We start from the raw sequence: 10953 nt of genomic DNA, 5'->3' as shown, positions 1-10953 counted from the left end.
ACTCCGTGACCAAAAACTCCATAGACATCACAAGGCCACGCTAGAACCGCGCTAACGAGTCCTTACTGTCTAGTCTGCTGGCCAAGCAAAGAGCACTTCCCGCGTCTGGACATCCGCCTTAACCAGGGAAACAGTGACCTGACCGCCCGTCTCTGGGTTGCCCACCGCCTCCGCAAACACCGGCGGCTGGGTCACAAAGAGTCGGGCCTTCTCACGCTTGGCCCCGCCTTGCACCACGATGGCCTCGAAGTTGCTACCCACCCACGGCGCCAGCACCGTCGCTTCGGTCAAGTTGAGCCATGCCTTGTCCACCTGGGAAGCCAAGCGGGACGTGCTGCTCATTGTCTCCACTAAGTCACCTGCTCGCGCACTGACCCACTCCGGAACCTCTTGTTCATTGGCAAGCGCCAAGCACACCTCAGTGGCAAAGCGATCGGCCAGACGGCGCAGCGGCGCCGTCACGTGGGCATAGTATCCACCGATTCCAGCGTGGACCTCCGCCGCACCGTCCTGCAGCCACACGTAGCCCGCACCGCGCAACAAGCGCTGCGCCTCGCGCATCGCGGCCATGCCACGCAGCGAATCGGCGTCGAGGCCCTGCAGGAACTCGGTAATCGAGCCTTCGCCAAGCGCAAAGCCCAATTGCTCAACCTCGCTGCGGAACTCCTCCTCCGCCTCCCGGGTTGCGGCAGGCAACGTGCGCAGCAGCCCAATCCCCTTCGACTCCATCAGCTGGCCCGCGCACATGCCGGTGAGCAGTGAAATCTCCGAGTTGTAGTCCATCACCTCGTAGCGCGGCTCGATGACCAGCTCATAGCGGTGCTGACCGTCCTCCTCAAATTCCTCCACACTTTGGGAAGGCACACGGAGGTTAATCGCCTCTCGGTGCAGCGAAGACGCCTGGCGCAGCTTGCCCACCTGCGGCAAAAGCGCAATCGAGGAATGCAGGCGGCCTGCCGCAAGATCCTCGTGCACCCCCTCGTAGTCCAATCGCGCCCGCGAGCGCACCAGCGCGCGCTCCACGGCGAAGTCCTCGACCTCACCCGCCGAGTCAAGGTCGATAGTCCAGAGAACGGCGGGACGGTCGACGTCGGCAAGCAGCGATGCCTTGTCCTCCGAAAGCTGCGGCGGGTGCAGGCGCGCCGGCTCGTCCGGCAGGTAGATGGTCTGCCCGCGACGGAAGGTCTCATCCTCCAGGGCGCTGCCGGGCTCGACGAACGCGGCGACGTCGGCAATGGCGTAAAAGACCCGGTAGCCCCCGTTACGAGCCTCTATGCACACCGCCTGGTCCAAGTCCATGGACCCCTTTGGATCGATGGTCACCAGCGGGATATCGCGAGCGTCGCGGCGCTGCGTGACATAGCGATCCTGCGCAGCCTGGGCCTCATCGAGAACCTCTTGGCTGAAGTCGGTGGGAACAGAGAACTCCTCGGCAATCATGCGAAAGTTTAAAGGAGCTGCATAAAGCTTCATGCCGCCCCATTGTTCCAGAAAAGTGGGCGAATGAGTCGACCTATAAGCCGGATTCTGTCTTCCCGCACACATGTTGCGTGCGGCGGTGAACATCCATCTAGACCAACCGTTGCCAGTTGGTTCAAGCAGCTACCTTCAGGCTAAAGCGAGCAGCCTTCAAACGCCTGATCAAGCCCGCAGTGTGCCGGCCATGATGCCTTGCTCCCAGTGGGGTTTACCCAGCCACCGCCATCACTGACGGTGCTGGTGAGCTCTTAACTCACCGTTTCACCCTTACCTCACGGATCTTCGTACGACGCGGCGTAGCGAAGTCGTTCGGCGGTCTACTTTCTGTTGCACTTGCCCGCGGGTCGCCCCGGGTTGCCGTTAGCAACCACTGTGCTCTGTGGAGTCCGGACTTTCCTCGTCCCCCGCCTTGCCCCTCGTGGAGGTTGGTTCGGAAAGGACGCGTTCACCCGGTCGGCTCATTCGCGCGTTACAGTCTAGCCCAGAGCCCGCAAATGCCCCACATCGTTGAAGCCGCGCAGCATAGAGCCGCCGTCCCAGAATTCCGCAATGCTTATCGACGCCAAGTCCAAGAACAAGCGATTAAACGTCACCGCTCCTGCGTCCAAGCTTTGGCGGATAAACGACTTGATGGGGTTGACGTGGGAGACCACGACCACGGTCTTGCCCGCGTACTTTTCCTGCAACTCCTGGCGGGTCTTGCGCACGCGGCGGTGAACCTGCTGCAAGGACTCGCCGCCGGGGCAGGCCACGGAAGGATCCTCGAGCCACTGGCTGTGCAGCTCCTCGTCCGTGGCATGCGCTTGCGCGAAAGTCTTGCCCTCCCAGAGACCAAAGTCGACTTCGATAAGACCCTCGACTGTCTCAATGCTCAACTTTTCGCCCTCGGTACCGTCGGGATGAGCGGGGCGCACGCTGGCCGCGATGGCTTGGGCGGTCTGCTGGCAGCGCTTGAGCGGCGAGCAGACGATGGCGTCGACCTGTGTCTCGGCGAGTGCCTGCGCGGCTGCGAGCGCCTGCTTCTTGCCCAGCTCGGTCAGCTCTGGGTCAGCATGGCCGGAGTACTGCTTGGCAGCGGACATCTCGGTCTGGCCGTGGCGCACGAGGATAAAGCGCGTGACTGGGCCTTGCTCGGTCATCCAGTCGCTGGGCTGCGGCGCTGCGGTATCTGCCGCGGGCTCGGTGGCGCTGTTGGGGCTGTCTGCGGTCTCTTCCCCCGCGCCCACGATTCCCACCGGGGCACCCGCAGCGGCAGCATCCATCGCCACGTTGGACAGGGCGTCGGCAGCCTTGTTTTTGGCACGCGGCACCCAGGTCAGCGTGAAGCTGCCAATCTGGTCGATGAGTTTGCGTGCCTCCAACGCCAAGGCCTGCATGTCGGGGTGCTTGATCTTCCAGCGCCCATTCATCTGCTCGACCACGAGCTTGGAGTCCATGTAGAAGTCGACATCGTCCGCGCCCATCTCCACGGCGGCCTCCAAACCGCGCAGCAAGCCGTGATACTCAGCCACGTTGTTGGTGGACTTTGTGCCCACCACATACGCGATTTCCCGCAGCAGCTGCTTGCGGTCAGCGGAGTAGACAGCCGTGCCAGAGCCCGCGATGCCCGGGTTGCCACGGGAGCCACCGTCAGCAAAAATAACCAGCTTCATTAGGCAGGACGCACCAAGAAGGAGCCGCAGTCGCTGCACTGCGGGAGGACGTCGGCAGGCGCATTGCGCACGGCGTTTTGCTCAGCCGGCGGCAACACGATGAAGCAACCGCCGCAGGCGCGGCCTTTGAACGCGGCAGCGCCCACACCGTTCTCGTGGCGCACGGTGTCGTAGTCTGCGAGGACGTCGGCAGGCAGCTGCGCGCGCAGCTCACCGATGCGGATGGCCGGGTCCGGCTGCTTCGCGGCGGCGTCGTTAGCGGCCTCCGCGGCACGTGCGAGAACCTCCAGCTGACGCTGCGACTCGTCCACGCGCGCACCGTGTACGTCACGGTTGGAACGCAGGGCGTGAATCTCGTTGTGGGCTTCCTGCAGCTCACTCATCAGATCCGCAATGCGGGACTTCGCAGCGTACAGGTCATGCTCCAGGTCCTTGCGGCGCTCCGGATCGACCTCGGCGCCCAGCTGGGCCTTGTCGTCGCGCTCGCGCTGACGCAGCTTGCGCTCATCGGCCTGGATACGCAGGATTTCCAGCTCCATGTCGTCGACTGCGAGCTGGGCGGAACCGGCGGCGTCGACAAGCCGCTTGTGCTTTGCTTGAGCCTGCTCGTACTCCTGCTGTTCTGGGACGACCTTCTCGCCGCCCACGCCTTGGGAGCGCTCCAGGTTAGCAAGTTCCAGTAGGACAGGCTGCAGTTGCTGTGTCAGTTTCATTTAGTTCTCCTTTGGCTGCTCATGATTTTCCCCATGCGCAGAGATAGTCCATGGGTCGGTGCGCAGCTCGATGATTTCAGTATCCACCTTTAATGCTTCCACCACGATATCGCGCGCCTGCGAGGTCCACGGAAACTCGCTGGCCCAGTGGGCCGTATCGATGACGGCAGGCCCCCCGGCGCGTAGGTGCTCGTCCACGGGGTGGTGGCGCAGATCCGAGGTGACATAGACGTCCACGCCCAGCTCGCGCGCGGTGTCCAAGAACGAATCCCCGGAACCGCTGGATACGGCAACTCGCTTGACGACACCCTCCGGGTCACCCGCCGCGCGAATCCCCCAGGCGGTTTCCGGCAGCGCGTTCGCCACCTGCTGTGTGAACTCGCGCAGGGTCAATGGCTCGGGCAGCTCGCCGATGCGGCCAAGACCCAGCGCATCCGCGGGAACCTCGCCGTCAAAGCGCTCGTGCGGCACGACGGGGCGGCCTGGCTCGATTCCCACCAGCTCCGCGAGCTTGTCATTGACGCCGGGGCGCGCCTTGTCCGCATTGGTGTGCGCAGCAAACAGCGCAACGCCGCCCTTGAGCAGGGTGTGGATGACCTTGCCTTTGGGGGTATCAGCCGCCACGGAGGTCACTCCGCGCAAAAGAAGCGGGTGGTGAACAACGAGCATCTGCGCCCCGCTGGCAACGGCCTGCTCCGCGACAGACTGGGTGCAGTCCAAGGCGAAGGCGACTTTGGTAACGGAATCGTCCGGGTCGCCGCAAATGAGACCGACCGCATCCCAGCTCTCAGCCAAGTGCGGTGGATATGCCTCTTCAAGGACGCTGCGGACCTCGCCAACGGTAGTGGAAGTGTGGGCCATAATGGGCCTCCTTCGTGCTTGTATCACTTTGTTTTTCGCTCTCTGCGCGCTGCTGCACTATCCTAGCTTTCGTTCAGAAATCGTTCTATTTGCTCTAAGGTCGTAGCCTGATGACTTCTGAGGAAAATCCCTCCGCATTGCACCTCGTGTTTGTATGCACGGGCAATATTTGCCGCTCCCCCATGGCGGAAATCATCGTTCGCGATGCCATGGAGAACGACATGCTCGACCTCATCGCACGCACGTCCTCCTGCGGCCTTGGCGGCTGGCACGTGGGCCAGGGCGCTGACGAGCGCGCCATCGCCGAGCTGCGCAGCGGCGGCCACGACGGCGCAACGCACCGCGCGGCACAGCTGGGCCCCGAGCACATGGATGCGGACCTTTTCATTGCAATGGACTCCGGCCACCGCGATGCCCTCATCGAGCGCGGCATCGACCCAGAGCGTGTGCGCTTGATGCGCAGCTTCGACCCGAACGCCGAGGACCAGAACATCGAGGATCCTTATTACGGAACCGCCGAGGACTTCGCGCGCACCCGCAAGGAAATCGAAGCCGCCGTCCCTGGCCTGCTGGATTGGATTCGCCAAGAGCGGGTCTAGGATAAAGGGCATGCTGAAGACGTTCCTCAAGCCTGGATGGGTACTGCTGCTCATCTTTGTTGTTGCCTTCTCCTACTTTGCGTTCACGGTTCTAGCGCCGTGGCAGCTAGGCAAGGATGACCAGATTGTGGAGCGCAATCACCTCATTGCGGAGGCCTACGAGGCGGATCCGCGCCCGCTTGATGAGGTGGTGACTAAGGACGGCGCCATCAAGGACGACGAGTGGTCCCGCGCCACGCTCACCGGCCACTACCTCGCCGACGACGAGGTGCTGCTGCGTTTGCGCCCAGTCTCCTCGGGTGCGGTGTACCAGTCCTTGGTCCCGTTCCAGACAGATTCCGGCCTCACGATGTTAGTCAATCGCGGATGGATTGCCGCAGGCGAAGGCAACACCGTTCCGGAGATTCCCCCGGCTCCCACTGAGGACGTCACCATCACGGGCATGATCCGCGCCGACGAGCCGCAGCACTCTTCCGCACCGATTAACCAGGAGGGCTACCAGCAGGTCTACTCCATTCATACGGAGGAAGTCGCTTCGCTCACGAATACGAAGCTGGGCAAGGACTACATCCAGCTCTCCCCAGAGCAGCCGGGCGAGTTGACCGCGCTGGAGGTCCCGCAGCTCGACCGCGGTAACCACCTTTCCTACGGCTACCAGTGGATTGCCTTCGGCATCATGGCGCCGCTGGGCTTGGGTTACTTCGTATGGTCTGAGCTCCGCGAGCGCCGCCGCGCCCGCGAGGAGGAGGCGGCTTTGCACGCCCCGCTTGACGACGCCTCCCCTTTCGAGCCTCTCCAATCCCCCGCCGGGTCGGCCCCTGCTCCGGCGCCTTCTGCCGAGGTCCCTTCTGCTGCGGCCCAGGCAGCCCCTCAATCACGCCGCACGCGCTCCCGCTACGGCGACTCGAAGCCAGACTTCTATGAGAAGATTCGCGAACGCGGCCAAGAGCGCTTTTAAGCCGTACACTGTCCTAGAGTTGATCGCGTGAATATCTTTCTCGATGTCGACGGCACTTTGGTCAACTCTTTTCCGGGGATTTCCCGCTGTGCGCAGCTAACTTTTGCCGACTTGGGCTACCCCGTTCCCACGCTCGAGCAGCTGCATTCTTTTCCCGGCCCGCCGCTGGAGATAACACTTGGGCTGTTCGGTATGAAGGCTGAGGACATCCCACGCGCGGTGGCGACTTTCCGAGGCTACTACCACGACTTTGGTTGGCAGGAAGCGGAGCTCTTCCCTGGCTGGGCCGAGGCACTGCCTCGGTGGAAGGCAGCTGGGCACACCATTTGCACGGCCACGAGCAAAGACGAGGACATGGCGCGGCAGATGCTCACACACCTTGGGGTCGCAGACAACTTCGACTTCATTGGCGGTGCCGACGACGCCACCGGCTCCCGCCCCACCAAGCGCCACGTCATCGAGTGGGTGCTCGACTCGATGAACCTGCGTGGCCACGAGGAACGAATCCTAATGGTGGGCGACCGCCACCACGACGTCGAGGGCGCGCGTCCACTGGGCATCCGCACTGCTCTCGTAGCTTGGGGCCACGGCAGCCAGGCCGAGTTCGACGACGCCGACTTCTTCGTCAGCTCCGTCGAGGACATCGACGCGCTGCTCGCTGCGTTCTAGCGCCGCTGCAGTTTTGGGCCGCGGAACGGTGGGGTCGGCGGCCAAACGTGCACAACTGACAACGAAGCCCACCGGTTCTGCTCTGGACGCGGCTTCCTCGTCAGTTACGCAGATCAAACGGGGGCTAAGTAGCAAAACGAAAAGTCCCGCGACACCGATAGGAACGATGTCGCGAGACTTCACAATTGTGCGGCCTGAGGGGATCGAACCCCCGACCTACTGGGTGTAAACCAGTTGCTCTTCCAGCTGAGCTAAAGCCGCAGTGCGCTTTGACGCTTGCACAAGGTTAGCCCATTCAAGCGCCAAGCTACAAATCCGCAGGTTATTACTACTTCTTGGTGTTTCCGCGGGCAACAAGACAGGAACCTTGCCATTCGCCCAAACGCTCTGCTTTGGTCTGCACCAAACCAGCCAATTGGGCTGATTCAGAGATCTCACCTGGAGCGAGGTTGCCCGGCTTGCCCGCACCTGGGGTCAGCAGCCACACTCGGCCGGCGTCGCCAAGCGGGCGGGAGGCGTCAACGAGCCCGTCGACAAGGTCGCCATCCTCGGCTCGCCACCAGAGAAGCACGACGTCGCAAAGCTCGTCGCTCTCCTCCTCGAGAAAGTCCTCGCCGAGAACGTCCTCAATAGATTCGGAGATGCTGGCATCACAGTCCTCATCCCATCCCAATTCAAGGGCGATCTGCCCTTCACGGATGCCGAGTTTGCTGACTGCATCAGCCACTACTTGATTCCTTCCTTTTTCTGGCATGGAAAAGATCATAACGCCTTCTGCCCCACTTTTCGCGATTGCACTGCAGATTTACCGCACAATCACCTTTTGCAAAGTTCGCAAATAATCGACTTCACCGGCAGTGAAGCTGCCTATGCCCCCTTCACACACACAGATGATCGGGGGAGGCGTATTCTGGTATGCAAACTGTGTAAATCCAATCTAGGAGGTTTAAATGGCTGACCAGGACGCCGTAAAGGGTGACTCCAACTTCCCGATCGTCCGTGACGGAGTTGCTTCATACCTGCATGACAGCGATCCCGAGGAAACCCGCGAGTGGATGGACTCACTCGATGGCCTGCTGGATAACTCCGATCCAGAGCGCGCCCGCTACCTGATGCTCCGCCTGCTGGAGCGCGCGACCGCGAAACGCGTCCCTCTGCCTTCCTTGACCTCCACCGACTTTGTCAACACCATTCCAACCAATTTGGAGCCGGAATTCCCTGGCGACGAGGAACTCGAAAAGCGCTACCGCCGCTGGATCCGCTGGAACGCGGCCATCATGGTGCACCGCGCACAACGCCCAGGCATCGGCGTCGGCGGTCATATCTCCACCTACGCTGGTGCGGCCCCGCTCTACGAGGTCGGCCTGAACCACTTCTTCAAGGGCAAGGATGATCCGTCTGGCGGTGACCAGATCTTCTTCCAGGGCCACGCCTCCCCGGGCATGTACGCCCGTGCCTTCATGGAAGGCCGCCTGAGTGAGGAAGACCTAGACGGCTTCCGCCAGGAGGTTTCCCGCGGCGAGGGCAAGGGCCTACCTTCCTACCCGCACCCGCGTCTGATGCCTGATTTCTGGGAATTCCCAACCGTTTCCATGGGCATCGGCCCGATGAACGCTATCTACCAGGCACGCTTTAACAAGTACCTGGAGACCCGCGGCATCAAGGACACCTCCGAGCAGCACGTCTGGGCCTTCCTGGGTGACGGCGAGATGGACGAGCCAGAGTCCCGCGGCCTCCTGCAGACCGCTGCCCTCTACGAGCTGGACAACCTGACCTTCGTCATTAACTGCAACTTGCAGCGTCTCGACGGCCCGGTTCGCGGTAACACTCAGATCATTCAGGAGCTGGAGTCCTTCTTCCGCGGTGCTGGCTGGAACGTCATCAAGGTCATCTGGGGCCGCGGCTGGGACAGGCTGCTCAATGCCGACAAGGACGGCGCCCTAGTCAACATCATGAACACCACTTCTGATGGTGACTACCAGACCTTCAAGGCTAACGACGGCGCGTATGTCCGCGAGCACTTCTTCGGCCGCGACGAACGCACCCTCAAGCTGGTTGAGGACCTCTCCGACGATGAGATTTGGGCACTGCGCCGCGGTGGCCACGACTACCGCAAGATCTACGCTGCGTATGCGAAGGCCTTGGATAACAAGGGTACTGGCAAGCCGACCGTCATCTTGGCCCACACCATTAAGGGCTACGGCTTGGGCCACAACTTCGAGGGCCGCAACGCTACCCACCAGATGAAGAAGCTGACGCTGGAAGACCTCAAGCTCTTCCGCGACAAGCAGGGTATCCCGCTCGAGGACGAGGTCCTGGAGAAGGATCCGTACCAGCCGCCTTACTACCACCCGGGTAACGATGCACCGGAGATCAAGTACATGCTGGAGCGTCGTAAAGAACTCGGCGGCTTCCTGCCGGAGCGCCGTGAGAAATTCACTCCGCTGGTCACCCCGGACATCGATAAGCTGCGCTCCGTGCGTAAGGGCTCGGGCAAGCAGAACGTGGCTACCACCATGGCGCTTGTGCGTACCTTCAAGGAGCTCATGCGTGACAAGGAGCTGGGTAAGCGCATCGTGCCGATTATCCCGGATGAGGCTCGTACCTTCGGTATGGACTCTTGGTTCCCGACTCTGAAGATTTGGAACCCGCGTGGCCAGAACTACGTGCCGGTGGACAACGACCTGATGCTGTCTTACCGCGAGGCTACCGACGGCCAGATCATGCACGAGGGCATCTCCGAGGCAGGCGCGACTGCGTCCTTCACCGCGGCCGCAACTTCTTATGCAACTCACGGCGAAGCGATGATTCCGCTGTACATCTTCTATTCGATGTTCGGCTTCCAGCGCACCGGCGACTCCTTCTGGGCTGCCGGCGACCAGCTAGGCCGCGGCTTCATCATCGGTGCAACTGCTGGCCGCACCACCCTGACCGGTGAGGGCCTGCAGCACATGGACGGTCACTCCCCGGTTCTGGCTTCCACGAACCCTGCCGTCATCAGCTACGACCCAGCCTTCGGCTACGAGGTGGCTCACCTGATTCACCGCGGTATCAACCGCATGTACGGCGAGAACTCCGAGGCAGTCATGTACTACCTGACCGTGTACAACGAGCCAGTTAGCCAGCCTGCTGAGCCGGAGAACCTCGACGTCGACGGTCTGCACAAGGGTATCTACCACTACAACACCGCTGAGGGCGGCTCCATCCCTGCCAACATCCTGGCTTCCGGTGTGGGTGTGCACGAGGCGCTGCGTGCACAGAAGATCCTGGCTGACGACTACGACGTCAAGGCTTCCCTGTTCTCTGTCACCTCCTGGATTGAGCTGGCTCGCGACGGCGCGCGCCGCAACAAGGAGGCGCTGCAGAAGGGCGTTGAGCCGACCGAGGCGTTTGCCACCAAGCAGCTCAAGGGCTTCGACGGCCCGTTCGTTGGTGTCTCCGACTTCACCACGGACCTGCAGGAGCAGATTCGTCCTTACGTTCCGGGTACCTACATCGTGCTGGGCGCGGACGGCTTTGGCTTCTCCGATACCCGTGAGGGTGCTCGTCGCTACTTCAACATCGACGCTGAGTCCATCGTCGTAGCAACCCTTGAGGGTCTGGCACGCGAGGGCAAGGTGGAGCGTTCCGTCGTCGAGGAAGCAGCTGCCAAGCTGAAGCTCGATGACCCTACCGCCACCGAGTCCACCTCCAGCGACGAGGAGTAATAACTCGCTCTAGGACGGTTTAGGCCGCTCCTCGGTTGCCCGCTTAGCAGGACGCCGAGGGGCGGTCTTCTCGTTTTGCGGTGCGGCCGGAGCACAGAAAGGCACAGAAGGGCGCAGAAGGGCGCAGGCTTGCCGTACAACGAGCTCGCTGGCCGACCGGCCAACCGGTCCCATTGGTTGGGTCCCCTACTAAGGGTAGTTTTACGAGTAGCCGGTTCCGGGCAGAAGCCGCTAGTGGTCCCTTTACCCCACAAAGGGACCAAACGAATGGGACCAAACCAGCCGGAGGCTCTGGGAAACAAGCGGAGGCGCGCG

Annotated in this window: 9 protein-coding genes, 1 tRNA gene and 1 other RNA gene; 4 read left to right on the top strand and 7 right to left on the bottom strand. The window is 62.0% G+C overall.

Translation table 11 applies throughout. The features are described 5' to 3' along the window. Positions 1 to 69 precede the first annotated feature (69 nt). From HMPREF3153_RS04765 to HMPREF3153_RS04745, 5 genes are all read right to left on the bottom strand, one after another. Entirely contained in the window at positions 70 to 1473 is a 1404-nt protein-coding gene (locus HMPREF3153_RS04765; RefSeq protein ID WP_070420178.1) for an RNB domain-containing ribonuclease, read from the bottom strand. Positions 1474 to 1500: 27 nt separating this feature from the next. Then, positions 1501 to 1940: RNase P RNA component class A (rnpB, locus tag HMPREF3153_RS04760), an RNA gene on the bottom strand. 15 nt (positions 1941 to 1955) lie between these two features. Continuing rightward, entirely contained in the window at positions 1956 to 3131 is a 1176-nt protein-coding gene (locus HMPREF3153_RS04755) for a bifunctional RNase H/acid phosphatase (protein ID WP_070420177.1), read from the bottom strand. Continuing rightward, positions 3131 to 3844 (bottom strand): zinc ribbon domain-containing protein, encoded by a 714-nt coding sequence (locus HMPREF3153_RS04750; RefSeq protein ID WP_046646289.1) that lies wholly within the window; start codon positions 3842 to 3844, stop codon positions 3131 to 3133. The genes HMPREF3153_RS04755 and HMPREF3153_RS04750 overlap by 1 nt, the downstream gene beginning before the upstream one ends. Next, on the bottom strand, positions 3845 to 4705 hold the full coding sequence (locus HMPREF3153_RS04745) for a Nif3-like dinuclear metal center hexameric protein (protein ID WP_070420176.1): 861 nt from the start codon (positions 4703 to 4705) through the stop codon (positions 3845 to 3847). It abuts the gene before it with no gap. 110 nt (positions 4706 to 4815) lie between these two features. Here HMPREF3153_RS04745 and HMPREF3153_RS04740 point away from each other — a divergent pair, with 110 nt between their 5' ends. The 3 genes from HMPREF3153_RS04740 to HMPREF3153_RS04730 are packed head-to-tail and all read left to right on the top strand — an operon-like array spanning position 4816 to position 6931. Beyond that, positions 4816 to 5304, top strand: a complete 489-nt coding sequence (locus HMPREF3153_RS04740) for a low molecular weight protein-tyrosine-phosphatase (RefSeq protein ID WP_070420175.1) — start codon at positions 4816 to 4818, stop codon at positions 5302 to 5304. A gap of 10 nt (positions 5305 to 5314) precedes the next feature. Continuing rightward, positions 5315 to 6262, top strand: a complete 948-nt coding sequence (locus tag HMPREF3153_RS04735) for an SURF1 family cytochrome oxidase biogenesis protein (RefSeq protein ID WP_070420174.1) — start codon at positions 5315 to 5317, stop codon at positions 6260 to 6262. A 27-nt stretch (positions 6263 to 6289) separates the two neighbouring features. Next, on the top strand, positions 6290 to 6931 hold the full coding sequence (locus HMPREF3153_RS04730; RefSeq protein ID WP_070420173.1) for an HAD hydrolase-like protein: 642 nt from the start codon (positions 6290 to 6292) through the stop codon (positions 6929 to 6931). Between the two features lie 188 nt (positions 6932 to 7119). Here HMPREF3153_RS04730 and HMPREF3153_RS04725 read toward each other — a convergent pair. Together HMPREF3153_RS04725 and HMPREF3153_RS04720 are read right to left on the bottom strand one after the other, a co-directional pair. After that, positions 7120 to 7192 (bottom strand) — tRNA-Val (locus HMPREF3153_RS04725). Positions 7193 to 7259: 67 nt separating this feature from the next. Then, positions 7260 to 7658: a DUF3052 domain-containing protein gene (locus HMPREF3153_RS04720; protein ID WP_080986273.1), complete on the bottom strand. Its 399-nt coding sequence runs from the start codon at positions 7656 to 7658 to the stop codon at positions 7260 to 7262. Between the two features lie 223 nt (positions 7659 to 7881). On the opposite strand from HMPREF3153_RS04720, the gene aceE reads away from it, so the two are divergent. Next, positions 7882 to 10638: a pyruvate dehydrogenase (acetyl-transferring), homodimeric type gene (gene aceE / locus HMPREF3153_RS04715; protein WP_070420172.1), complete on the top strand. Its 2757-nt coding sequence runs from the start codon at positions 7882 to 7884 to the stop codon at positions 10636 to 10638. The last annotated feature ends 315 nt before the right edge of the window (positions 10639 to 10953 follow it).

Origin of the sequence: Corynebacterium sp. HMSC06C06 (assembly GCF_001807295.1) — a bacterium.
Classification (GTDB): domain Bacteria; phylum Actinomycetota; class Actinomycetes; order Mycobacteriales; family Mycobacteriaceae; genus Corynebacterium; species Corynebacterium striatum.
The sequence above is the reverse complement of the archived record's forward strand: the minus strand, read 5'-3'. Positions and strand labels throughout refer to the sequence as shown.

What these genes read in the sequence shown, in the direction of transcription:
- HMPREF3153_RS04765 (WP_070420178.1), bottom strand. Translation starts at nt 1,473, where the DNA reads ATGAAGCTTTATGCAGCTCCTTTAAACTTTCGCATGATTGCCGAGGAG.
- HMPREF3153_RS04755 (WP_070420177.1), bottom strand. Translation starts at nt 3,131, where the DNA reads ATGAAGCTGGTTATTTTTGCTGACGGTGGCTCCCGTGGCAACCCGGGC.
- HMPREF3153_RS04750 (WP_046646289.1), bottom strand. Translation starts at nt 3,844, where the DNA reads ATGAAACTGACACAGCAACTGCAGCCTGTCCTACTGGAACTTGCTAAC.
- HMPREF3153_RS04745 (WP_070420176.1), bottom strand. Translation starts at nt 4,705, where the DNA reads ATGGCCCACACTTCCACTACCGTTGGCGAGGTCCGCAGCGTCCTTGAA.
- HMPREF3153_RS04740 (WP_070420175.1), top strand. Translation starts at nt 4,816, where the DNA reads ATGACTTCTGAGGAAAATCCCTCCGCATTGCACCTCGTGTTTGTATGC.
- HMPREF3153_RS04735 (WP_070420174.1), top strand. Translation starts at nt 5,315, where the DNA reads ATGCTGAAGACGTTCCTCAAGCCTGGATGGGTACTGCTGCTCATCTTT.
- aceE (WP_070420172.1), top strand. Translation starts at nt 7,882, where the DNA reads ATGGCTGACCAGGACGCCGTAAAGGGTGACTCCAACTTCCCGATCGTC.